The sequence below is a fragment of the Xenococcus sp. PCC 7305 genome (assembly GCF_000332055.1).
Classification (GTDB): Bacteria; Cyanobacteriota; Cyanobacteriia; order Cyanobacteriales; family Xenococcaceae; genus Xenococcus.
The window spans coordinates 1-24190 of record NZ_ALVZ01000125.1; the positions used below are offsets into that span (position 1 = coordinate 1).

General features: G+C 38.1%; 24 protein-coding genes and 1 other RNA gene. 8 read left to right on the forward strand and 17 right to left on the reverse strand.

Features of this window, described 5'->3' with window-relative positions; genetic code table 11:
• Window positions 1-401 precede the first annotated feature (401 nt).
• Window positions 402-665 carry a hypothetical protein gene (locus XEN7305_RS06500; protein WP_006508571.1) on the forward strand — a complete coding sequence of 88 codons (264 nt, stop codon included), beginning with the start codon at window positions 402-404 and terminating at the stop codon, window positions 663-665.
• A 130-nt stretch (window positions 666-795) separates the two neighbouring features.
• A complete protein-coding gene (locus XEN7305_RS06505) occupies window positions 796-1788 on the forward strand; it encodes a CHAD domain-containing protein (protein ID WP_006508572.1) in 993 nt (330 codons plus the stop codon).
• 87 nt (window positions 1789-1875) lie between these two features.
• On the opposite strand, the gene XEN7305_RS06510 is transcribed toward XEN7305_RS06505, so the two are convergent.
• The 8 genes from XEN7305_RS06510 to XEN7305_RS06545 all read right to left on the reverse strand — a co-directional run bounded on the left by XEN7305_RS06510 (window position 1876) and on the right by XEN7305_RS06545 (window position 10531).
• On the reverse strand, window positions 1876-2625 hold the full coding sequence (locus XEN7305_RS06510; RefSeq protein WP_144053208.1) for a hypothetical protein: 750 nt from the start codon (window positions 2623-2625) through the stop codon (window positions 1876-1878).
• Between the two features lie 181 nt (window positions 2626-2806).
• Window positions 2807-3568: a hypothetical protein gene (locus tag XEN7305_RS26460; RefSeq protein ID WP_006508574.1), complete on the reverse strand. Its 762-nt coding sequence runs from the start codon at window positions 3566-3568 to the stop codon at window positions 2807-2809.
• A 29-nt stretch (window positions 3569-3597) separates the two neighbouring features.
• The gene (locus XEN7305_RS06520) at window positions 3598-4008 is read right to left on the reverse strand and encodes a hypothetical protein (RefSeq protein WP_006508575.1); all 411 of its coding nucleotides are present in this window, start codon (window positions 4006-4008) and stop codon (window positions 3598-3600) included.
• 41 nt (window positions 4009-4049) lie between these two features.
• Window positions 4050-5492, reverse strand: a complete 1443-nt coding sequence (locus XEN7305_RS06525; protein ID WP_006508576.1) for a DUF3084 domain-containing protein — start codon at window positions 5490-5492, stop codon at window positions 4050-4052.
• 57 nt (window positions 5493-5549) lie between these two features.
• Window positions 5550-6227: a global nitrogen regulator NtcA gene (gene ntcA, locus XEN7305_RS06530; RefSeq protein WP_006508577.1), complete on the reverse strand. Its 678-nt coding sequence runs from the start codon at window positions 6225-6227 to the stop codon at window positions 5550-5552.
• 176 nt (window positions 6228-6403) lie between these two features.
• On the reverse strand, window positions 6404-8758 hold the full coding sequence (locus XEN7305_RS26465) for an EAL domain-containing protein (RefSeq protein WP_006508578.1): 2355 nt from the start codon (window positions 8756-8758) through the stop codon (window positions 6404-6406).
• 634 nt (window positions 8759-9392) lie between these two features.
• Window positions 9393-10265, reverse strand: coding sequence for a M48 family metallopeptidase (locus tag XEN7305_RS06540; RefSeq protein WP_006508579.1), 873 nt, complete (start codon window positions 10263-10265; stop codon window positions 9393-9395).
• A 77-nt stretch (window positions 10266-10342) separates the two neighbouring features.
• Entirely contained in the window at window positions 10343-10531 is a 189-nt protein-coding gene (locus XEN7305_RS06545; protein WP_040896955.1) for a hypothetical protein, read from the reverse strand.
• 469 nt (window positions 10532-11000) lie between these two features.
• Here XEN7305_RS06545 and XEN7305_RS06550 point away from each other — a divergent pair, with 469 nt between their 5' ends.
• A complete protein-coding gene (locus XEN7305_RS06550) occupies window positions 11001-12182 on the forward strand; it encodes a TRC40/GET3/ArsA family transport-energizing ATPase (protein WP_006508580.1) in 1182 nt (393 codons plus the stop codon).
• A 65-nt stretch (window positions 12183-12247) separates the two neighbouring features.
• On the opposite strand, the gene XEN7305_RS06555 is transcribed toward XEN7305_RS06550, so the two are convergent.
• Window positions 12248-12673, reverse strand: a complete 426-nt coding sequence (locus XEN7305_RS06555) for a DUF4168 domain-containing protein (protein WP_238568947.1) — start codon at window positions 12671-12673, stop codon at window positions 12248-12250.
• A gap of 225 nt (window positions 12674-12898) precedes the next feature.
• On the opposite strand from XEN7305_RS06555, the gene XEN7305_RS06560 reads away from it, so the two are divergent.
• Window positions 12899-14680, forward strand: a complete 1782-nt coding sequence (locus XEN7305_RS06560; RefSeq protein WP_006508582.1) for a fatty acyl-AMP ligase — start codon at window positions 12899-12901, stop codon at window positions 14678-14680.
• A gap of 4 nt (window positions 14681-14684) precedes the next feature.
• On the opposite strand, the gene XEN7305_RS06565 is transcribed toward XEN7305_RS06560, so the two are convergent.
• From XEN7305_RS06565 to XEN7305_RS26475, 6 genes are all read right to left on the reverse strand, one after another.
• Window positions 14685-15518 carry a hypothetical protein gene (locus tag XEN7305_RS06565; protein WP_006508583.1) on the reverse strand — a complete coding sequence of 278 codons (834 nt, stop codon included), beginning with the start codon at window positions 15516-15518 and terminating at the stop codon, window positions 14685-14687.
• 318 nt (window positions 15519-15836) lie between these two features.
• Complete coding sequence (locus XEN7305_RS06570; protein WP_006508584.1) at window positions 15837-16601, reverse strand: energy-coupling factor ABC transporter ATP-binding protein; 765 nt, start codon at window positions 16599-16601, stop codon at window positions 15837-15839.
• Window positions 16602-16679: 78 nt separating this feature from the next.
• Window positions 16680-17465: a cobalt ECF transporter T component CbiQ gene (gene cbiQ, locus XEN7305_RS06575; RefSeq protein ID WP_006508585.1), complete on the reverse strand. Its 786-nt coding sequence runs from the start codon at window positions 17463-17465 to the stop codon at window positions 16680-16682.
• A gap of 42 nt (window positions 17466-17507) precedes the next feature.
• Window positions 17508-18146 (reverse strand): cobalt transporter CbiM, encoded by a 639-nt coding sequence (cbiM, locus tag XEN7305_RS06580; protein WP_006508586.1) that lies wholly within the window; start codon window positions 18144-18146, stop codon window positions 17508-17510.
• A gap of 13 nt (window positions 18147-18159) precedes the next feature.
• Window positions 18160-18765: a hypothetical protein gene (locus XEN7305_RS06585; RefSeq protein WP_052035145.1), complete on the reverse strand. Its 606-nt coding sequence runs from the start codon at window positions 18763-18765 to the stop codon at window positions 18160-18162.
• Window positions 18766-19073: 308 nt separating this feature from the next.
• Window positions 19074-19391 carry a hypothetical protein gene (locus tag XEN7305_RS26475; RefSeq protein WP_052035147.1) on the reverse strand — a complete coding sequence of 106 codons (318 nt, stop codon included), beginning with the start codon at window positions 19389-19391 and terminating at the stop codon, window positions 19074-19076.
• A gap of 391 nt (window positions 19392-19782) precedes the next feature.
• Here XEN7305_RS26475 and rpoD point away from each other — a divergent pair, with 391 nt between their 5' ends.
• Window positions 19783-20925 carry an RNA polymerase sigma factor RpoD gene (gene rpoD / locus XEN7305_RS06595; RefSeq protein WP_006508589.1) on the forward strand — a complete coding sequence of 381 codons (1143 nt, stop codon included), beginning with the start codon at window positions 19783-19785 and terminating at the stop codon, window positions 20923-20925.
• Between the two features lie 83 nt (window positions 20926-21008).
• Here rpoD and XEN7305_RS06600 read toward each other — a convergent pair whose 3' ends face one another.
• On the reverse strand, window positions 21009-21644 hold the full coding sequence (locus XEN7305_RS06600; RefSeq protein ID WP_006508590.1) for a transaldolase family protein: 636 nt from the start codon (window positions 21642-21644) through the stop codon (window positions 21009-21011).
• A gap of 128 nt (window positions 21645-21772) precedes the next feature.
• Here XEN7305_RS06600 and ssrS point away from each other — a divergent pair.
• Window positions 21773-21956, forward strand: a non-coding RNA gene (gene ssrS / locus XEN7305_RS27440) — 6S RNA.
• Between the two features lie 47 nt (window positions 21957-22003).
• On the opposite strand, the gene XEN7305_RS06605 is transcribed toward ssrS, so the two are convergent.
• Window positions 22004-22831, reverse strand: a complete 828-nt coding sequence (locus XEN7305_RS06605) for a carbohydrate ABC transporter permease (protein WP_006508591.1) — start codon at window positions 22829-22831, stop codon at window positions 22004-22006.
• 129 nt (window positions 22832-22960) lie between these two features.
• On the opposite strand from XEN7305_RS06605, the gene secG reads away from it, so the two are divergent.
• Window positions 22961-23191, forward strand: coding sequence for a preprotein translocase subunit SecG (gene secG, locus XEN7305_RS06610; RefSeq protein WP_006508592.1), 231 nt, complete (start codon window positions 22961-22963; stop codon window positions 23189-23191).
• A 95-nt stretch (window positions 23192-23286) separates the two neighbouring features.
• Complete coding sequence (locus tag XEN7305_RS06615) at window positions 23287-24057, forward strand: hypothetical protein (protein ID WP_006508593.1); 771 nt, start codon at window positions 23287-23289, stop codon at window positions 24055-24057.
• Window positions 24058-24190 lie beyond the last annotated feature (133 nt).

Genomic DNA, 24190 nt, shown 5'->3' on the forward strand with positions numbered 1-24190 from the left:
AATTCCTCCACTTCTTTAAGTGGAACAGGGCATAGTGGTGAGTCTAATTCTCCCACTATGCCAGTTACCTTCTGCCTTCTGCCTTCATTCTTCTGCCTTCGTTTTAAAACATGAAAGAATTTTGGACTAATCTTTTTTGCTTCTTTCTTTGCGTCTTTGCGCCTTTGCGCGAAGCGAATTCATATCTGGATTAAGCAACGCCAAAAATCTTTTATTAAGTGCAAATTAACTTGTCACTAACTAGGGAATAAATTGCCAGTTTGGCAATAGTGAAAACAAGAGTAAAGCAAGCTGAATGCGTTATGCTGAGAACGGCAGTTTGCATCTGTTTGAAGAATTGCGAAAAAATCTATAAAAGCATTTAAGAACTACAGTATTTTTTTTAGGGGGGACTGCAATCAATGACAGAAGAATCAGAGAGTACCAAAGAAAACTTTTTGTATCCCACTAGCAAGTATTACGGTGAATTTACACCGCAAAACCTAGTTTTTAATTCCAATTTACAACAATTCGCCCAGACTGTATCTTATATTTGCAGTTTGGAGTCCAACGGCAAACTTACACCTCACGAAGCATATGAGGCAATTAGAAAGTCTTATAAAGAGTTAAGAAAATCAAAAAAAGAACTTTTAGATAATACTGACTTTAGACCCGAAGACTCATGAACGAGTTATAAATAAGTTATAAATAAGTTATAAATAAAATTTTCTGATTAAGCAGTTACAAAGGATAAAAGAGAAGAGAGATATTATCCCACGAAGATAGGAAAAAGATAACAGGCCAATAGGGGGAGATATGAGTGTCCAAGATCATACAGTGACCTTAAAAGAATGGGCGAGAATTGCGATCGCGAAACATTGTCGCAAAATGCTCAAGTATGAAACTGGGGTACTCAAAGACAAAGATCCTGAAGATTTACATCAAATGCGGGTGGGTATACGCCGCCTACGAAGTGCGATCGCTGGATTTGCGATCGCGTTAGATTTGCCCCAGACCGTAAATGAGAGAAATATCGGTAAAATAGGTCGTTCCCTGGGAAAACTCCGGGATTTGGATGTCTTACTAGCAGCTTTAACAGAACATTATCGACCGCTATTGCCAAAGGCAGAGCAGAAAAGCTTAGATAAAATTATCAAATCGCTTCACAAACAACGTAAAAAAGAATTAAAAAAGGTTCGGAAAACCCTCAAGGGAAAAAACTATCTCAATCTCATCCAAGGATTGCAAAATTGGCTAGAGCAGTCCAAATTTTTCACAGTTGGAGATCTCGCTCTTGCTTCTGTTTTACCAGATTTACTTGCGCCCCAGGTTAGTCAACTGTTGCTTCATCCTGGTTGGCTAGTAGGCGTAGAATTAAAGCAAGGAGCAGCTTATCTTGCTGATTCACTAGATCAAGATGCCCTCAAGCAGCTATTAGCAGAAAAAGAGCCCATGCTTCACGATCTGCGTAAATTGGCCAAAAAAACTCGTTACAATCTGGAACTATTTTCTCCTTTCTATGGTGATACTTATAATTACTATGTCAAGCAAATAGAGCAAATTCAAGAGGTTCTAGGTGAAATCCAAGATTGTTCTGTCTTGAGAGAAGTTTTGGCAGAAGTTGTCCAAACTTGGAGCTTTTCTGCTAAGAATCGAGGTTTTCTCGACAAAAAAATGCCTGAGCTTACCAATATATTTAACCAAACTTACTATCAAAAATGGCAAGAATGGGTAATTTTACAAGAAGAGTTTCTCGATAATCAAACTCGCCGAGAACTTAGACAAACGATACAAGAGCCTAAGATTTAAAAAGAAGGCAGAAGGCAGCGGTGAGACCCCGCGCCGCCGTCAGGCGCAAGGGAACGCTCACCAAGAGAGAGGGCAGAAGGCAGAAGGTTAAATGTTAAATGTTTTAAGAATAAATCCTAAGAATTGATGCCATTGTTTTTCTCCTGCTAATATTCCTTTATTATGCAATTCGATAATAGTTTGTTGTGCTTGAGCATCTAGTTTAAGAATTTCTTGGGCATAGCAATTATTGATTTTTCCGTCTATTTTAATAGAGGTTTTGGCATAGGTAATATCATTGGGGATTTGATTCTCAGGAGTATCTGCTGTTGCTATTTGTTGAGTCGTTAAAGCTCTACTATCTAGAAAACTTTTCTGTTTGCCCAATTGTCGTAAAGTAATGACGAATGGGGTTTCCTGTAATAATTTATTTAGAATTTGGCGATCGCGATCGCTAGAGCTGTCAGGGGAAGGCAATCTGGTGGGAATATCTGACCAATTTGTTGTAGACCTAGCTAGAGTTGGTAGATCCAGCTGAACCGCTGATTTTAATCGAGGATTATACAATTTACTCTCCGTATTCACTACAAGCAAAGCATATTGCAACTCTAAACGACGACGTAAATCAAAATAGTGATCGCAGAAACCAGCATCTATTGCCATTGACTGTAGATAACTAGGAGAAATTTGATAAATAGCTCGATAAACTTCCTCGGGAATAAAAACTTCGGGAATAATTTCTCTCACAATAGTAGTACTGATCTCCAAAGCAGGAATATCTTCTAAAAGAGCATCCATAGAAGCAAGCCATCTATTAAGCTTTGAGACAGATAAAAGTTTATGAGAATTTATGGACATGGGCGTAATGCTAAGTTGCACTTCATAGCGGAACTTTCAGTCAAGTCGATTGGGGAGGTGGGGAAGTTTAGGGAGGTGGGGAAGTTTAGGGATTTGGGGACATAAACCGCGTCTAGTTTGAAACCTGTAGTTTTCGTCAAAACCTAACCCCTAACACCCAATACCTAAAACCTTTTGAGCTTTATTTGTCCTGAGGATTATTGGGCTTACTTGGGATAAATACTGTTTCTTTTCCCCAATCCTGGGCATCATCGACATCAATGGATTCTAAATTGAGAATTTCTTCTTCCACTGTAGAATCATCATCGTCTAACCATTCTCCCCAATCTTCATTGTCCTCGTCAGAAGGTTGAATATTTTCCTCTTCGTCTATCCCCAAATCTACCAAAGACATCAAAGCATCAGTAAGATCATCAGCTTCAGCTTCTGATTGGGAAATTTCTGAAGAAAAACCTCTAGTAGGATCAATATCTAGCTCATTACTTGCTTGGTTAACAGTGGGTGCAATTACAGGAGAAGGTTCAATGGCAATGGGAGAAGGCGGAATTTTGGGTAAGGGGTCTAATGACGGGACCTGCTGAAATTCTTCTCCATTTTGTTGTTGTTGCCAAAGCCGCATCAAACGAAACATTTGCTGAAGACTACGCAAATTCTCACTAATAGCTTGATGACCTTGATTGACTTGTTGACTATGAAACTTTTGGATTGCACCATAAAGACTATCCCCCATCAAATTTTCGCCAATGGCATTGGCAATTTTACCTTCCACCAAATTGACATGGGTTTTTAAACATTTACCTCTAGAAGGTTGAGCCGAATTATCTTCTGGAGAAGAGATCCAAGTAGTAATATGCAACTCAGGAGCATTTCCCATCGCAATCACTAGTGCTTCACTTAATTTCCCTTCTCTCAGAGCTTTTTTGAATTCTATGCTGGATGCCATGTAACTTGTCTTCCTATCGAACTCAATAATTAATTTTGTTGATCTTGAATCAAAGTCTTTTGCGACTCAATAATTTTGTTGTCTGTCATTTCAGACATAGTACTGCTAAAAGTTGCCAACATAGTTTGTAAGCTAGCAAGATTGTTTAATAAAATCTCCCTTCCTTGTTGCACTTGTTCTAAATGTAATTTTTGCAATTCCACATATGCAGGATTAGTGGCAAATTCTCTGCCAATTTCGTTTTCAATTTCACCATCTACTATATTGATTCTAGTTCTCATTCGATAACCAGGCTTAGAAGTATCTTCTTCCTGATTGGGATCGTCTGAGGCAACCCAAGTGGTAATATTGAGTTCGATCGCCTCACTCATAGCTACGGTTAGAGCATCGAAAACTTGTCCTGATGCTATTTTGCCTTTGAATTCTTCCAGTGGTCTCATTATATCAAACAGTTTTTTGGATGTTATTAGGCCGATTGAGTTTAGAATGCTTTGCTATTGACGACAATTTCTCCATTTTGAATTAGAACCAAGTTTAACTTAAGAGGACCAGCAGTGTAAGTTGACTCGGCAACAAGCGCTTTAATTTCTCCCAAAGAGTTTTCTAAACTCGTAATCTCTTCAATAAATCGGATTAAGTTAGTAATTTGGCCATCTCCAACCTGCAAATCTCCAATCATACCTGCTCTTTGAGCTCGAAATCTTGAAGCTGCTAGTAACCAATCAACCCTTTCTTGGACCTCTACATTATTAACATCTGAAGACTCGATCGAAACAGTCGCAATATCTTCTCCAGCAGTAAAAACTTTTTGATTAAGAGTTAAATCGGCGAAGACTCTCACTTCTTGCTCGCCTTGAACATAATTACCTGCAGATAAAATTCTCAAGACATAATCTTGTCCATCTTGTAACTGCTGCGCTAATTGGGATACTTCCGCGGTGGAAATTTTTACCACTCTTTGGTCTGCTTCCGTTGGATTATCCAAAAGAATAGCTCTAATAGCATTACGATTGGCTTCCCCTAATAATCTATCTATTGCAGGAACTGCGGCGTCAGGATTGAGCACACGAACAGTGGCAGTTGCTAAAACTTCACCTTTGAATAGGGCAATTCGACTTTCTCTTAAATCTTGATAGGTTTGGTAATATTGTTCGAGAATTTCAACTTCTCGTTGTAAAAATTCTAATTGGGATTCGAGTTCTTGAAGTTGGTTTCTCCCCACCTGCAAATTACGATCCTGAAAGGCAATCTCTTGATCTAGTTTCTCGATCTGTAAATCTCGCGTTGTGATTTGAGATTGTAAGACTTGTTGTTGGTCTCGTAAATTTTGGATACTCGTTTCCTTTTCTGATATTGAAAGATCCTGAGCCAAAATCTTTTGTTCTCGTTGTTCTAGTTGCTCTTGTAATTCCTTACTCTGTTGATTGAAAATTTTTAATTGCTCTATCTGATTTTGCCTTTCCTGCAAGAGAGTATTTAGTTCTCCCCGCAAACGCTCTGCCTGGCCTGAAATAACTTTTACTTGGTCTTTGGACTGACGAAATTCTGCTTCAGTTTTCGCTAATTTTTGTTCTGCTGATAATTGTCGTTGTTTGAAAATATTTAACTCGTTCTCTATATCAGCCTTTTGTTCTAATGTGCCCTTGAGATCTGTCTTGGCATGTCTTAGCTCCCGTTTAATTCGATCAATTTCCAATAATCCTTCTCTTAAAGGTTCGCTAAATAGAAACAAAATGCCAAAAGTTGCCGTGGAAATAAAAGTCCCTGCTAGGACGGTAATGACCATGGCAGTTTGACGAGGACGCAGATTAAACAATCTTAGTCTGGCTTTTCCTACTTTTGTCCCTAAGCGATCACCAAATGCAGCAACGGAACCCCCAAGCAATAAAATCGCCAAGATCAGAAGAAAAGTACTGGTGGTCATGAAAGTTGTAAATTATAAATTATCTGTCATCTTCGGTCTGACCTACTCCGGTTAAGGTTACGCAAATTTCTCACTCAAAGCAACGGGATTGTAGACAGTAATCTTTTTCTTATGGATCGAAATGAGTTCTTGATCTCTGAGATCACCGAGCAAACGAGTTACGGTCACTCTAGTAGAGCCAATGGCTTCTGCGATCGCCTGATGGGAAAGTTTGAGATCGATACGAATACCTTCTGAGGTAGGGATACCAAAATCACGACAAAGAATCAACAAAAAACTGACCAAACGAGAAGCCATATCCCGATGAGCCAGGGTTTCAATCATCATTTCTGTTTGTAAAATACGAGATGACAAGCCCCGCAACATCAACATCGATAAATCGGGATTTTCTTTTAATGCTCTTTCTACTTGCTCAATAGGAGATGACAATAATTCTACAGGAGTGAAAGCAACGGCATGGTAAAAGCGATCGCTCTTTTGTCCTGTGATTAGAGACAAAACCCCAAAAACACTGTTTTCCCGTAATAATGCCACAGTGATTTCCTCTCCCGCCTCATAGACACGAGACAATTTCACTGCGCCTTTAACCAAAAAGAAGACTCTCTCTGCTGGATCTCCAGGAAAAAAGATCGTTTTTCCCCGTTCAAAGCTTTCAACAATTGGAGGAAAGGAGCTTTTGTTAATTTTGCGGAATACTGAGGCTAAAGGTTGAGTTTGAGTCAGGGATAAGTTCATCGAGTCTACGGATGGACACTAGAAATAAGAATCAATGCTTAATCTTGACATATTTTCACTACAAATTAAAGCATTCAGTGCCAGATTAGACTTCTTGCAAAACTATTTTTATGATTTTCCTTATTTCTTTATTCCCCGTTCCTTAGTTACAAGCTTCAACAAAAAGTCCATTGCCATCACGAAATAATATTATTTAATAAGCAGGGTTTGCTAAGATAAAATCCCTGGGCGTAATCTACATTTAGATCTTTGAGTGTTCTTAAAATAGACTGATCTTCAACAAACTCAGCTATGGTTTTTAAGCCAATAATTTGAGCTAAATTATTGATTGCAATCACCATCGATTTGGTTATAGAGTCATTATTTATTTCTCTAATAAAAGAGCCATCAATTTTTAAGTAATCCACGGGAAGCTCCTTTAGATAGCTCAAAGAAGACATTCCTGTCCCAAAATCATCAAGGGCAAAACTACATCCTAATTGTTTTAAAATTTTAATAAAATTTGATACTTTGGCAATATTATTGATCGCAACCGACTCGGTAATTTCAAAACAAAATAACTTGGGGTCAAGATGATACTCAATGATTTTAGCTTGCAAAAAATCGAGAAAAATATCATCATTCAACGAAGCACCTGAAAGATTAATCGTGAAGACAAATTTTTGATAATTCTGAGCCTTAGAATTGGCAAGTTGACTGAACAGATTGTCGATAACCCAACTATCAATTTGCGGCATCATCGAGAAACGATTAGCGACCGGCAAAAAATCGTTAGGCGAGATGATGACATCATCTTGCTCTTGCAATCTTAATAAAATCTCAAAATGTTGTCTTTGATCTTGATTATCCAAAGGCTCAATAGACTGAGCATAAAGACGAAACAGATTTTTTTCCAAGGCAGAGTGCAATCTTTTACTCCAAGTTAATTCCTGCTGAGGCTGCAATTTTAATTGCGAGATTTCTTCGTTATAAGTGGTATAACAATTTCGACCCCGACTTTTGGCAAGGTACAATGCCTGCTCTGCAGCTTTCATCATTAAACTTGGGGATTCGCTCGCGTTAGGAATAGTACTGACAATTCCAAAACTTAATGTCACAAGAGAACCAACAGATGATTTAACATGGGGCAACTGTAGGTTAGTGACCTTTGCTTGAATCGCTTGAACAATTTTTTGTGCTCCTTGGACTGGGGTATGAGGTAAGATGATCGCAAATTTTTCTGTACTATATAGACTTACAAAATCTGCTGGCCTTCGAATGGCCTGGGCAATAACTTGGGCTACCTGTTGCAAACATTTCTCCCCTGCTTGTTTGCCATAAATATCTTTATAAGCTTCGAAATAATCGACATCACAGATAATCATTGATATTGGGGAAGGATTTCTCTTGAGCCTGCGCCATTCGAGAGATAATTGTTGATCAAGATAACGGCGATTGTAAACTTCAGTTAGGGGATCATAAAGTTCAAGTTCTTGCAAATGTTGATTTTGTTGTTGTAGTTGTTCTTGTTGCAAACCTTGTCTGATCGCGATCGCAATTTGACTAACTAAATGCTGAAGAAAATTAATTTCTGGTTGTTGCCATGTTTTTGAACTATTACATTGGTGAATAATCAGCCATCCCCAAAGATTAGAAGACATGTCAGATGCTAAATTTTCCTGAAAAGTGTAACTGTTAGGATCTCTGTCATTTCTTGCTGTGCCCAGTTCTAAGTTAGTCTTTTGAAGAAAGATCGGAATAACTAGCTGGGACTTAATTCCTAAATCTTTTAAATATGCTTGTTCTGAAGATTCTAAATCACAATTATTAATGTCTTCAGTTAACTGGATATTTCCTTGTTGATATTGCTGAGATTTAACACTGTATTGATCATAGTCTTGAGCATAATTTTTGGATAAAAAATCACCATAAATACCAGGGATAATCGGAGGAGATTCTATTCCTAATGCCTGTACCGTAAAGCTATGATAATTACGGGTATAGCTACTAATAATTGCGCGATCGCAGTTTAAGTTTTTCTGGATATCTTCTACTATTTTTTGCAAAGTTACTTCGAGATCAAGAGACTGAAGAATATTCTCTGATAACTTAAATAAAATTTTTGATTCTTCTTCTTGCCGAGCTAAACTATGCTCAAGACGTTTTAGCCTCAAGCAACCTTCAATTCTGGTGATTAATGCTTGTTGATTAATAGGCTTGAAAAGATAATCAGCAGTATTTAACTGCCAGTTCTCCATTTGTTGTAGAGTTCTAAAATAGGGAATTAGATAAATAGTTGGGATTGCAGACTCTATCCCCAAATTGTTTTCTAAATAATCACTAACTTCAACATCATACTCCTGTGCTTCTGGAATATCTAGCAAAACAAGATCAGGGCATACTGATTTTGCTGTTATGCTTTCTAAATTCTGCGTCAGTAAGACTTGGTATCCCGAATTTGTAAGAGATTGAAACAGAAAATTTGTAGTTTCATCATCATTCCCAACAATTAAAATTAATTCTTTAGTCTTAGAATCTATAGAAATTACCATAGATATTTAGTACTTTTATCATGTTATATTTTGCTCTCCACTAACTTAACTCACGGCTAGCTTGATCATGCATCCCCAAACATACTTAAATCAACAAAAAAAAAGATTTTATTCTTAGTCTTCATCAGTAAAAATACGTATTTTTCGCAAATTCGACAGTATTCAGTACTTACGTATTCTGACTATTAAACGATTATATTAAATTTTTAGAGAGATTTTGAATTAGAACAATTGCGGACAGGAATATTTTGCTTCTTTGAATGTCACATTACTTAAATTGTGGAGAAATATTAATTTTCTGTCAATCAAATCAAGCAAATATTCAGTTACCGAAAGTACCTATAGTTTTCAAAAGCCTTAGGGAATCATCAAGACTATAAATAACAAATTAATATAACTTTAGGCTGATGACAAATATTATTCAGATTTCAGAAAAGGAGTTAAAGGAACAAGGAAAATTTACCGAGAGAAAAAATTCTTAAGTATCGGGGAAAGTCAATTCAGTCGGAGGAGAATTAAGTAGGTGTGCAAAATTATTGGTGCAAATTTGAAATTAGCTACATTCTTTTTCCCAAGTTCCTAATTCCCTAAAACCCTAAACACCCAAAATATGCAATTAATTTTACCTAGGCACTTAAATCTTGAACCCCCTGTGCCTGAGCTGAAAATTCGACGCAGCAGAGCGATCGCAAGTCAACAAATTATGATATTGAGGAGTACTTGCCCAGCGTTCAATTTCTCTGGCACGAATTACAGGGACAGGATGGGTTAGTTGGCCAGTTTGAAATATTTTCAGCGTTTCCCCTAAACTATGGTTGCTAATTGAGTCATAGTCTCGGGCCTGCTCGATGAAGGCTTCTAAATTTAATTGTGGTGCTAAAGAAGGGGAACCCCCTGTCAATTTCATTAATACCGACATCATGACCTTGGGATCTTGAGTTGCCAGTAAGGCCGCGCGATCGCAACTAAACTCAGCACAACGAACCCATTGCATTATTTGCTCCTGTAGTGATTGTGCGATCGCGGCGCCCCAAAAAGGGAGTAAATTAGTGGCTAAAGTCATAATATTTGCCATTGTTAGATAAACCCCATGTTCGCATTTGAGATGACCTAACTCATGGGCAATTACTGCCTGAATCTCTTCAGGAGTCAACATTTCAATTAAAGAAGTATGCATCATGATAAAAGGCTGCTTACCCCTCATCGCGAAAGTATAGGCATTGGGAGTCGGATTTTGCTGGATATATAGTTGAGGCGGTTCGAGATCCAGAATCTGACAAGCTTCTAGAAGTAACTGATGCAAATGAGGGAGCTGTCTCTCACTAACCAAAATACTAGAAGCAATATTATTAAGATAAAAAAATTGCTCAGCAACTGATCCTAAAACACTACGAATTGCAATATCTAATCCCGGAAGTTGTTTTAACGTATTAGTTGCTTGTAGATCCAGCGGATGACGAAAACCATCCGCTTTAAGACCAATAAGAATTTTCCTTGATAAATTCATCTTTACTTTGCGCAGGGGTTCCCTGCTTTAGCAGCAGGCTGTTTCATTTATTGTAAATGATCAGGTTTTGCCTTCGTTTAACGATGAATTTTGTGGCATAAATCTACTGTTTTAAATGTTCTATCTTTGTGGAGTGAGGAACAATTGCTTGGGGATTTGCCATACAGCAAAAATCTTTCTGTGGCCTCAAAATCACGCACTCGCAGTTGGCGAAAAATTAGAAATTTTTCTTGAGTGATGATCATTTCATGTTGTTCATTAACCATAATTTTGATTTCCCCAAAGGACTGTTACCAGGAAAATGGATGGTTGTTAATTATCCATAGATAATATCAATCAATTCAGACTGATAATTAGCTTGCATTGCACTAAAGTATTCAATAAAGAACAAGTTTTTAGCTGTAAATTTAGAAGCATACTCTTCTTTTAGTCAATTTGCTTGAACTTTTAATCGGGATAAATACGGAGATTTTTGACGCTTCTAATTTTGAAGCTAGTATTCTCACTTAAATTACATTCTCACGGAGAGTTAACACAATTTCATCTGCATTCTCGGCGTTTTGTCAATACTCAATAATATTTATTTACAAAATAGCGTTTTTCCATCGCGTTATACTAAACTCCTAAGACTTTTTTGGGTAAATTCCCACAAAAAAAACTCCTTTGAGGCTAAAAAAGGTTAACAATAGTAAAGTAATGTAAATTTCTCTCAGTTTTTAGGATAAAAATCTTGCCATGCGTGTAATTCTTATGACGGGTAAAGGCGGAGTCGGAAAGACCTCCGTTGCAGCTGCAACAGGGCTGCGATGTGCAGAACTTGGCCATAAAACCTTAGTACTTAGTACAGATCCAGCTCACTCCCTGGCAGATAGTTTTGAGGTTGAATTAGGACATGAACCTAAACAAGTCCGTCCAAACCTTTGGGGTGCCGAGTTGGATGCACTTATGGAATTAGAAGGGAATTGGGGTGCAGTTAAGCGTTATATTACCCAAGTACTGCAAGCTAGAGGGTTAGATGGAGTTCAAGCCGAAGAGTTGGCAATCCTGCCAGGAATGGATGAGATCTTTGGTTTAGTGAGAATGAAACGTCATTATGATGAAGGCGATTTTGACATTCTGATAATTGATTCGGCACCTACTGGCACAGCTTTACGATTACTGAGTCTTCCTGAAGTTGGTGGTTGGTATATGAGACGTTTTTACAAACCATTTCAAGGCATGTCGGCGGCTTTGCGTCCCATTGTTGAACCGATTTTTAAACCGATTGCTGGTTTTTCCTTACCTGATAATGAGGTGATGGATGCTCCCTACGAATTTTACGAACAAATTGAGGCTTTGGAAAAAGTTTTAACCGATAACACTCGGACTTCGGTAAGACTTGTAATGAATCCAGAAAAGATGGTGATCAAAGAATCCTTGCGGGCTCATGCTTATTTGAGTCTCTATAATGTTTCAACTGATTTAGTGATTGCGAATCGGATTATCCCCGATTCGGTTACCGATCCTTTCTTTGCCCGATGGAAGTCAAATCAACAAATTTATAAACAGGAAATTTACGATAATTTCCATCCCTTGCCCGTGAAAGAAGCCCCACTTTTTTCTGAGGAAATGTGTGGTTTAGAGGCCTTGGATAGATTAAAAGAAATTCTTTACCAAGATGAAGATCCCACTCAGGTTTACTATAAGGAGAATACTTTGAAGGTGGTTCAGGAAAAAGGGATGTACAGTTTAGAATTATATTTACCAGGAATCCCCAAAGAACAAATTCAACTTAATAAAACTGGAGATGAATTGAATGTCAGAATTGGCAATCATCGACGCAATCTAGTTTTGCCCCAAGCGCTGGCCGCCCTCAAACCCTCAGGAGCCAAGATGGAAGATGATTACTTAAAAATTCGCTTTAGTAATGCAGCTTGAACATTTAGCATTGACCATTAATTATTTAGTATTTTTTGGTAAATGTGAATTTCTATTCGACTTGATTATTTTTGAACTTCAATTAGCAGCATTTTTTGAACTTGTTGGTGAAAATCACCTCCTTGATCGTAGTATTGTTTAAGCTGGTTGAAACGTTCCACACTGAGATTATTGTCCCGGATAATTCGCATGGTATTGTTGCAATAATTGTCGGCAATACCGCGAACATTGGGAGCTAAACTTTGTAAGGTGATGGGTTGGTTACAGGATATGTTTGGCGGTCTTTGATTGATAGTCGTTTTTATCTCGTGATAAGTTTGCTGTCTGAGCAATTCGATTTCGAATCCTGCTCGGGAATAATTGAGTATGTCTTGTTGCGTATAACTTTGAGCATAGGCATAATGGTCAAAAGAAATTTTGCGGTGATCTGGGGAAATATGAGGAAGCAAACCCCCAAATACACTGATGCTTGTGAGAATACTAATATTCAAAATATAAGTACAAAATTTTTTAAATTTATAAATTGACATTAGAGACTTTATTAAGGGATGAGGGATAAACGATGAAGGATGAGGAAAACAAGAAGTAACTGCTTTTTACTGAATAATGGATGACATTATTTCGCTTGGGGGAATCACCTTCGTTTAATTATTCTGAAGTATTTTCGTTAATATAAGTTCCATATTCTGAATTTGTATCATAAATAATAAAATTTCATGTCTCAATTTTCTCACTTAGTCGAACTGCTGCAATATAGAGCGATCGCACAACCTCATGATCTTGCCTATACCTTTCTCTCCAATGGTACGACAGAGGCGGGAAGTCTTACCTATCAAGAATTAGACCGCCAGGCAAAAGCGATCGCAGCTCGCTTACAGTCTCTGGTAAAACCTGGGGCTCGGGCGTTACTAGTCTATCCCTACCATGAAGGTTTAGAATTTATCGCGGCTTTTATGGGATGTCTCTACGCCCAGGTGATTGCGGTGACCAAAAGTACTCCTCGTCGGGGAAATGCGATCGCAGAATTGACCGAGCGAGTTAAATTATCAGGCGCGACTGTTCTCTTAACTACTCAAGAGTTTTTAGATATTGTTGAGACGGAAGTTGCTAAAAATAATAAGATCCCAGGCAAATTCAAATTTTTTCCTCGCCTGGCTACAGACCAAGTAGATTTAGCCTTAGATAATGACTGGCAAAGCGTAAAAATCGAACCCGATACGCTCGCTTTTTTACAATATACTTCCGGTTCTACAGGAACCCCTAAGGGTGTAATGGTTACTCATGAAAATATTTTGCATAACGAGGAGACAATCCGCCAAGGGTTTAATCATGATGAATCAACTATTGTTGTGGGTTGGTTGCCGATGTTTCATGATATGGGATTAATTGGTAATATTTTGCAGCCTTTGTATTTAGGAACACCAAGTATTGTGATGTCTCCGGTCTCTTTGTCTCAACAACCTTTTGAATGGTTGAAAGCTATTACTAATTACCGAGCCACGACTAGTGGCGGCCCCAATTTTGCCTATGATTTATTATGCTTAAAAGCGACTCCAGAAAAGTTAGCAGGCTTGGACTTAAGTAATTGGAAAGTGGCATTTTCTGGGGCGGAAACTGTGCGAGCAGAAACTATTGAGCGGTTCTCCCATATTTTTGCCAATTGTGGGTTTAATAAATCTGCTTTTTATCCTTGCTACGGCATGGCAGAAGCTACCTTGTTTATTACTGGGGGCTTACAACAAGAAGAACCGAAGATTAAATATGTCGATGGTCCGGCCCTAGAGAAGAATCAAGTTGTCGAAATTTCGCCGGAAACGACCGGGAGTAAAGCGATCGTGGGATGTGGTGGGCAATGGCTAGATACAGAAGTCTTAATTGTAAACCCTGAAACCTTAACTCCCTGTAAAGCCGATGAAGTGGGGGAGATTTGGGCTCTTGGTTCTGGCATTGGTCAAGGATATTGGGAACAAAAACAAGAAACCAAAGATACTTTTCAGGGTTTGCTCAAAGGAACCACCAGTCCTGAATACCTGCGGACTGGGGACTTGGGTTTTCTGCAAGATGGAGAATTGTATATCACAGGTAGATTAAAAGAAGTCATGATCTTTTGGGGCAGATATCGTTACCCCCAACATGTGGAAGAAACTGTCCAAAAATCCCATCCTGCCTTAAGAAAAAATGCTGGTGCTGCCTTTGCGATCGATAAAGATGGTGCAGAAAGATTAGTAATTGTTCAGGAGGTGGAAAGAAGTTATTTACGTTCTTTTGACTTGGCAGAAATTGTTACCTCTATTAGTCAAGCAGTCGGCGAAGCCCATGAGGTGGAAGTATACGCGATCGCAATTCTCAAGACTGGTAGCATTCCCAAAACTTCTAGTGGCAAAATTCAACGTCGTGGTTGTGCTAAAAAATTCCTTGAAGGAAATTTAGAAAATATCATCGCTCAATGGGGACAAAACCAGGAAGATAAAGCTGTTACGGAAATGGTTAATTTATGAATAATTAACCACTATGTCGCCTAGAATTATCAATTAAACCATTCATTTCTTTCAAAAAGAACTTTTTCAACTTTGCTGACTTATCTAAATTCAAAACTAAAGTCGGAGATACAAGATAGTCTTTCCTAAACATCTCAAAAAATGAAATAACTATTTTCGACTTATCGAAAACTTGAAAAGAATAGTTTAAAAAATGAGGATAGTAATAAAATTTAATCCGAGAAATATCAGCACCAGCTTCGTTTGCTATACTCACTAACTTGACATAAGTTCCATCGATTTTTGACTTTAATAAATCTTTTGAACTATCTGAATACAATCTACTTATTTCATTTAAATTTTCTGCAATTTCTGGATCTGAAACAACTACATTAATAATAGTGTCACTTTTTCGGAAAAAATCTACTAATGATCTTCTGTTTCTATTTATCCAAGAATCAAAATAATAGACAACAATATCTATAGTAGAGTTAGAAGAATTAATAAGCCCTTCCCAGTCACAGTCATAAAATTCTTCTTCAAAATTTTTAACTAATTCTAGACCAGACATTCTATCCTCAATATAACTTCTAACCAAAGAAATTTCCTTTTCTAGCTTCGATTGTTGTTTAACACTGTTTCTCCTGTTGTATAACTCTTCAAGTCCAATTATCTTAAAAAGAAAATATAAAACAGGAATTCCCACTAAAACTGCAATCAAACTGGGAATAGTGTTTAGAATTAATAATAATAATTTATTTTCTGTGGTTTGATCTATTTGCTGATAAACCAAAATCAGAGGGATCGAAGTTAAAACAGCCAAAAGTACCTTAAGTCTTTCTGCAATATCCTTTTTCATCAATAAAGCTGCGAATTAATAGTCTGATTAAGTCATTCTGTACATCTTATTTTGATCTTGTGATCAACTTCTATCGTACTAGTGCTGCTGCGCGGAAGTAATAAGTAATAAGTAATGAGTAATAAGTCTTGATACATCAGCTTTTTGCTCTTCGTTGATAGATAGCTTATTTACGCCCACGTCTACTAGCTCTTTGAAACAAAATCGGAATCTGTGCAACTTACCAAATAGGTTACAGTCTGAACTCACTGATTGCTATCGCGAAATACCTAATAGTTTATAGTTTGAGGATTACATCTCATATCTGTATATCTAAAATCAATGTTTATGAGTCAAAGAATGGGGAACTTCCAAATTATTACTCTCCATCAGAACCCGATCGCTCATAATATCTTGAGGATTACCATCAGCCATGACTCGCCCTTGATTGAGGAGAATAACACGATCGCAGACTTCTAAGACCAATTCCAAATCATGAGCCGATAAAATAATAGTCTCAGGAGAAGCTTGTAAAAATCTAATTAAACGACGTCGGGCCTTAAGATCTAAATTAGCACTAGGCTCATCATAAAGCATTATTTGCGGTTGCATTGCCAATACAGATGCGATCGCAACCATACATTTCTCTCCCCCAGAAAGTTGATGAGGAATTCTCTCCTTTAAATGAGACACTCCTGTTAGCGAAAGTGCCATGTCAACCCTTTCTGCTACTTCGACCGGGGATAGGCCCATGTTTTCGGGACCGAAAGCAATATCATCTTTAACTGTCGGGCAAAACAGCTGATCATCGGGATTTTGAAATACCAAACCAATCTCAGGATAAAAATCCCCTGAATTTACCAACTTGTTAAACAACCTAACTGTGCCATAGCTAGACTGCAACAGCCCACAAATTGTCAAAAACAAAGTCGTTTTTCCTGCTCCATTAGCGCCAATTAGTCCGATTCTTTCTCCTGCTAAAATCTGTAAATTGATATCTGTGAGAGTTGAACTTTCTTGATTATATTTAAAGCATAAATTGTCAATTGAAATTGCTACAGTTTGTAACTTGAATAAGCCTGTCTTGTTTGTTAATTCTTTCATTAATTGCTTCCTTATATAATAACTAGAAATCAAAAGTTAATTGAGAATCACTACTGCTAACTTTCTCTTTTTAATTATTTAAACCGCCAAGAAAATTTCCAAAACTAATAATGTAATTGCTGCGAGTAAAGCAATTGCTGTCAACCAGATATCGTACCTGGATTGGGTATTATTTTGTTTTTTATGAATCGTATTTTTCCCTGGTACCTTATAACCATAACCCCTTAAGATCATTGCTTGATAAATTCTGGTAGATCTTTCGTAACTTCTAACAATTAAACTACCGATTAATCGGGTCAAAATTTCTAGCTGACGACTATTAAAAAGATGGGGATTAAACCCACGCAACTTCATTGCTCTCTGCATAGTTTTCAGCATTTGTCCTAACTCTTCTAAATAGCGATAGGTCAAAAGAGTCATGTCTAAGATCACTTGAGGCAGTCCTAGACCCCGTAGTCCTTTGATGCTATTGAGAATAGTTGCCGTACCAAATAAAACCAAACTAACAGTAATAATACAAAAAAACCTGACTACAATCAACAAGGTTTCCTGACAGCCTTCCCACCTTAAGTTTAGCCAGCCCCATTGCCAGATTATTGTATCCCCGGCCACAAAAGGCAATAAAAAAACCACTGCCAAAATAAAGTAACCAGGATAGCGTAAACGAGAAATCAAATAAGAAACAGGCAATCTTGATAGGGAAAAAATGATGATTGTAATAAAAACAATAACAGGTAATAGTACCAAGCTACGAATAAAGGAAAAGGCAAAAATTAACCCTAGTAAGCCGACAATTTTATATTTTTGCTCCCAACGATGAATTGGTGACTGTAGATAAGCATAACGGTCTAAGGCTAACTTCATTAGTTTACAATTAGTAACAATTAGAAAATAATGTTAAAACAACTATATTTTCAGTAACTCAGGCTTAACCTGCTCCAGAAAAGAGATTAGCATAAAGGTAAAACTGCCTTCAATTAATCCTTGGATTCCGTAACTTATTAAAGAGATAAAAATTGCTCTTTGTTCGAGAGTTGCATCAAGGTCTGGGGTAATAGTCAAAATTGCGATCACAGAAAAAATAGTTGCCGATAGCATAATCGCCAACATGCCACTTAGAAAAGCGAAGACCTTGTTTCTAATCTTCTCGGGAAGGGCAACATGCTCTCGCCAACGAAATAGATGGTAAGCAACGATCGCAGGAACGCCCATAATAATCGTATTAACGCCTAAAGTAGACATGCCTCCATGGCTAAAAATCACAGCCTGAAAAAATAAGCCAATGGGAATTGCCAAAAAAGCATAGTAACCCAAAAGAGTACCCATTAAGCCATTCAAAATCAAATGGATACTAGTAGGAGGCAGGGGAATATGAATCGAGGAAACCACAAAAAAAGCTGCAGTTAACAAAGAAGCCTTGGGAATATTCGCTTGGGGATTGGGGTCTTGTTGAATTTTTTTGAGAGAGTACCATGTTAATCCTCCAGCTAAGGCATAACCGGTAATACAAATACTAGGAGGAATAAAACCATCAGGAATATGCATTGATCATTAAGAGTTAATCGTTCTTTGTTAAATGTTGACTACGAGAAAAAAAGAAAGCGGTGCCAATAAATCCCCACACACTAGTTATTGTCATCATCAGCTTTTGCCAAGGCGTAAAATCTTTATGAGAAGAGGCCGCTGTGTATTCCAAGCTACCCGCCTTTTCTGTTAAACCTGAGACAGTCCCCTCTGCAATTTCAGTTTCCGAAATATCGAGATTTTCCTCTAGACTTGAAACAATTTGCCCCTCAACAATAGGAATACTAATAATATCTCCATGTCCAGACTGGCGTATTTTGACGTCCCAACTGCCGGACAAACTTGAATCTGGGATAAAAGTAAACTGACCCTCTTGATCGGTCACTCCCGTTAACCAGGGAACGGTGGGATCTTGAGGGGAATAGACAACGGCTTGAGCATTCTTCATCGGAGTCCCATCATCAAAACTAGCTTGAATTGCGATCGCGGGTCTCTGACTATACTTAATCTGAGAACCATGAGCTAAACTTGGCTCCGAGAGTGCACCATTCAAAAGCAAAAATATTAAAAAACCCAACTGTTTCATGTTTTCTTGTCCAGCCACTGACTCTACAAAAAATTGTAAAGTGCCAATTTCCAAGAACAAAGTTTCTCCTAAATTTCTCCAGATTCTCCTCGCCGTTAACTGGTTAATAATTAATGTTCAATAGGTAATGATCAATGTTCAATAAACTCTCCGCAAAAATACCTAACAAGAAGACGAAATCCGAGAAGAAAGTTTACATTTCTTTGTCTTTTGACTGCCCTTCCTTGCAAAACAATTGTGTGACCTGGCAATAACCCATTTTCCATGGGTTCCATTGTCCAAAAGAGGGCATTGTCAAAAGCACTTGGAGCTTGTTGTTGACTCACGACAATCGGCTCAGCATTGGCATCTCTGCGGCTAAATCATATAGTTGTAGATTGATTTAAGATTAAGACTTGTGGGGCAGATTTAAGATTATTTTCCAAATCAGATTTGTCATCAGCATTCAACTCATAAGCAATAACCTCTGAAACCGAAACTTCAAGGCGATCAAACTCAATTTGCCAACCATCTTTAGCCACAAATCCTTGACGAACAAAATCTTCTCCATTGGCAACCAAAACAAAATTGCCAGTATTGACTGCTGTCTCCTGTTGGGCAACGCTTTCGCTAGATTTGCAGCCGGTAACCAATGTGGTTAATAATACTATTATGCCTGTAATTGTAGTGATCTTTTTCATCTTGTTCATTGCTTATTTGATATCGTAGTTTTGTCTATGGCAAATTGTAAAAAAAAATACTTGATGTCATTTTTGGTTATATTGCTTACAATGCGATAGGGGCACAAAAACTGCAAGATGAAGATTTCGTTAACAATTTTATAATTAAGTCCCATAATCCCCTAGAAATCTTTACCAAATTCCCAGTAATCAAAGCTAAAATCGGGGAAATTATCAAAATCTAGTTAATAACACTGACTATCAAATTGCCATAGTAACCACTAGGCGATGAATAGGGTTCTTGACTAGTTACAAAGGTATGGGTCTAAATTCGAGTAAACAATAGAATATTAAAGTCTATTGTCTTTAATTGTGATTTTTTTTAATTTTTAAGGAGCAAGAGGAAAACAGCATGACCGAAGCTAATGATGTAGTAGCAACTATCATAAAACCAGCAAGTGATTGGGAATTACTGGTTGGAGAAGAACCCCAAAATCTTAAAGGTGATTTAGAAAGTTCTAAGAAGGATTCTAGCGAAAAAATAGCTAAATTGGCGAGCAAATTAGCTTCTACGCCTCGTCGCACGGCGGAGAGAGGTCGCAAAAAACCTTATACGGAAGATTCTATTCGTATTTACCTCCAAGAAATTGGGCGCATTCGTTTGCTGCGTGCAGAAGAAGAAATTGAACTGGCTCGGAAAATTGCGGATCTCCTCGAATTAGAAAGAATTAGAGAAAGAATTGAAGATGAGCTAGATAGGGAAATTAGCGACGCAGAATGGGGCAAAGAAGTAGACATGGAACTACGCCCTTTCCGACGTCGTTTATTTTTGGGGCGACGAGCTAAAGATAAAATGGTGCAATCAAACCTGCGTTTGGTGGTATCTATCGCTAAAAAATACATGAATCGTGGTTTGTCCTTCCAAGATTTGATTCAAGAAGGTTCTTTGGGCTTAATTCGCGCCGCTGAGAAGTTTGACCACGAAAAAGGTTATAAATTTTCTACTTATGCTACTTGGTGGATCAGACAGGCCATTACCAGAGCGATCGCAGATCAGTCTCGGACAATTCGTCTTCCTGTTCACCTTTATGAAACTATTTCTCGTATTAAGAAAACTACTAAAATTTTATCCCAAGAAATGGGTCGCAAGCCCACCGAAGAAGAGATCGCAGAGCGCATGGAAATGACAATTGAGAAATTGCGTTTCATTGCTAAATCGGCTCAGTTGCCCATATCTCTAGAAACTCCTATTGGAAAAGAAGAAGATTCTCGTTTAGGCGACTTTATTGAAGCTGATGGCGAAACACCTGAGGATCAAGTATCTAAAAGTTTATTGCGGGAAGATTTAGAGAATGTCTTAGATACTCTTAGCCCCAGAGAAAGAGATGTGTTACGTCTTCGCTATGGCTTGGATGATGGACGAATGAAAACCCTAGAAGAAATTGGTCAAATCTTTAATGTGACTCGTGAAAGAATTCGTCAAATCGAAGCTAAAGCCCTAAGAAAGCTGCGTCATCCTAACCGTAATAGCATTCTTAAAGAGTATATTCGTTAAATCAAAATATTATATTTTAGCTTATTAGCTTAATTGCTTATATTTGGGGGCTGTTTAACTACGGCCCTTTTTTTGTGTGTTTTTTAATATTCAATACCAATACCGTTTTCTCGAAATTCGTCTACAGTTTGCGAAGACAATTCATGGGTTGTCATTTGCTGCAAAATTGCCAGAGACAGAGTAAGATGATGTGCCCCAGCTTGCACCGTCGCAGCTGCTTCCTGGGGTGATTTGATACTCGCTGCTAGAATTTCTGTATTACTTGCGCGAAGAACATTAGCCATTTCTCTCACTAAGGCTAAACCATCTCCTAATAACCTCGTTGCTCGATTGACATAGGCGATCGCGTATTTTGCGCCCGCTTCTTTAGCAATAATCGCTTGAGCAGGACTATAGATTGCGGTAACCGAACAGGCAATTTCTGAAGATAAATGAGCAGTCACCCGAAAGCCCAAATCCGTAGCAGGTATTTTTAAAACTATTTTATTACCGATAATTTCTGCGGCTTGTCTGGCTTCTGCTACCATGGCATCAAAATCATTAGCACAAAGTTGATAGTATAATTCGCCTGGGCTGATTGCTGATAGTTGAGTCAAGGTTGATGCGGGATTTAAGACGCTTTTTTTAAGTAAAGTTGGATTAGTTGTAATTCCTTTTATCCATCCAAGATTGACAGCGACTTGAGCTTCTTCAATGATTGCTGAGTCCAGGTAAATCATACTAACTGTTCTGTCTATTTTTTTTATTTTTCTTGTTACATGAGTATACTATTACTCCACTCTTGATCCTTAAATCGTTCCCAAGGGGATTATTTGCAAAAAAGATAAAAATGATTAAGATAGAAGGAGCTTAACTACCATGTTGGTGACTGCCTCCATAGTTTATGATCTATGCTTGATTTATAAGGGTTTGAGCCTGGTTATTGTTGAAGTAGACCGTGCCTAGACTCGGAAATGGATGCAAATATCGCTTAAACCCATCCTGGTTTTTCCAGGTCGTAAACTAGGGTAAAACGGCTTGGCGGTTAACTATTTAAGCCAAGAGCAATCTTGGCAGTTTTTTTTGTAATTTTAAATTTTTAGCCCTTTACGCCACTGCTGATATCAGTATCGATAATGTATTTTTGCAAAAACATAAACAAAAACAGCACTGGGGCAATAGATATGACCGAACCGGCCGCAACTAAGCGCCAATCCAAAGAAAAAGTTCCGGCAAGGTTGGCGACACCTAAAGGCAAAGTGTAATATTCAGGACGATCTAAAACAATTAGAGGCCAGAGGAAATCGCTCCAGGAACCAATAAAGACAAAGATAGCTAGGGTTACTAAAGCAGGACGAATTGCGGGTATCATAATATGCCACCAAATACCTAATTCGGAACAACCATCAATTCTGGCAGCTTCTTCCAATTCTTTGGGCACTCCTTTAAAAGCCTGACGTAATAAAAATATGCCGAAAGCTGTGGCAATATTAGGGAGGATAATACCCAAATAACTATTCCGTAAACCAAGATTTACCGCCATAATATACAGCGGAATCATGACAATTTGAAAGGGAATAATAATAGTCGCTACAATCAGGGCAAAAATCACTTCTCTACCACGAAAGTTCAGTCTTGCTAAAGGATAAGCGGCTAAAGCGCAGAAAAGCAGATTTAAACTAACAGAGAGGACGGCGACGATCGCACTATTGGCAAGATACTGTCCGAAAGGATAGGTCGCCCAAACGGTTTTGAAGTTTTCAAAAGTGGGCTGAGTAGGCAAAAGCTGTGGGGGAAAACTAAATATGTTTTCTGTGGGTGATTTAAATGCTGTCCCGATTAACCAAAGTAAAGGAAATAGCATTAAAATTGCGATTCCAATTAATAATAAGTAAGTCGCGATCGCATTGAGTTTACTTTTAGACATTATTCAAAACCATATTCTAGACAGGAAGTTTGTTTTTAACAATGCTATTGAGGAGTTGTTATGGTTGTGCAATCCAATATAGAATAATAGACCGTGGAACTTTACATAGCCAATAACTAAACTTATCTAATGAATCTTTATCAACTATTTCAGATTATTTGGTCATCATCAGCACTTTTATTAATAATTGTAGTTTTGCTCCACAGTCCGAAAGGAGATGGCTTGGGAGGCATCGGTGGACAAGCTCAACTATTTACCAGTGCTAAAAGTGCGGAGAATACTCTTAATCGCATCACTTGGGCCTTAACTATTGTTTTCATGGCATCGACGATCGCATTAAGTGCAGGGTGGCTTAGGTAAGGGATGAGGGATGAAGGATAAGGGATGAGGAATGCCCTAAAGGATGAGGGATGAAGGATAAGGGATGAGGAATAAGTGATCATTAAAGTCATGTTATGAATAGCAAGAGATCGCGGTTGGTAAAGTTACTAGTGATTGCGATCGCTTGTTTCTCATTAGTATTTCTCCTTCCCCAATTCCCCAGTTTCCCCACTTCCCCCACTTCCCCATCTTCCAAGCTTCCTAATCTACAACCTCATCCCCTACCGCAATCTTTGGCAAAAGCTGAACTTCAGAACGATGCTGGGGATTATTTCTCTCAAGTCAAAGCCACTGCTGTTGGTTATCTCGTTTGGTCTAAATTTCCCCTCAAAATCTATTTAGAACAACCAAAATCTTTCAGTGATTCTGCTGGCAATCTACGCTTTCAGCAATGGGTCGCAGCCGTTCGAGAGGCGATCACGGAATGGAATAACTATCTTCCCTTAGTAGAAACCGAGAATTCTGAATTAGCTGATATTTTGATAACGCGATCGCAAGTAGACAGAGAAATTGAACTTGATGCGGAAACAGGGTTGTATAAAATTCCCCGCACCATCACCGCTCAAACAACTTATGATTTTTATTTGAGTTCCGATACTCCTCCGATACTTTCGCATCAGATGAAGGTTCAAATTAGTCCTGATCTGGGGAAACATGCGACTTTAGCCACGGCCAGACATGAATTAGGTCATGCTTTAGGAATTTGGGGACATAGCGATCGTGAAACTGATGCTTTATATTTTTCCCAAGTATCCGATCCTCCTGCCATTTCACTCAGAGATATTAATACTCTTAAAAAGATTTACCAACAACCAACAAGATTGGGGTGGGCAATTGAAAATTGAGGCGTTGCTGATTTAAAACATGAAAGAATTTTGGACTAATCTTCTTTGCTTCTTTCTTTGCGTCTTTGCGCCTTTGCGCGAAACGAATTCATATCTGGATTCAGCAACGCCAAAATTGAAAATTAAAAATTAC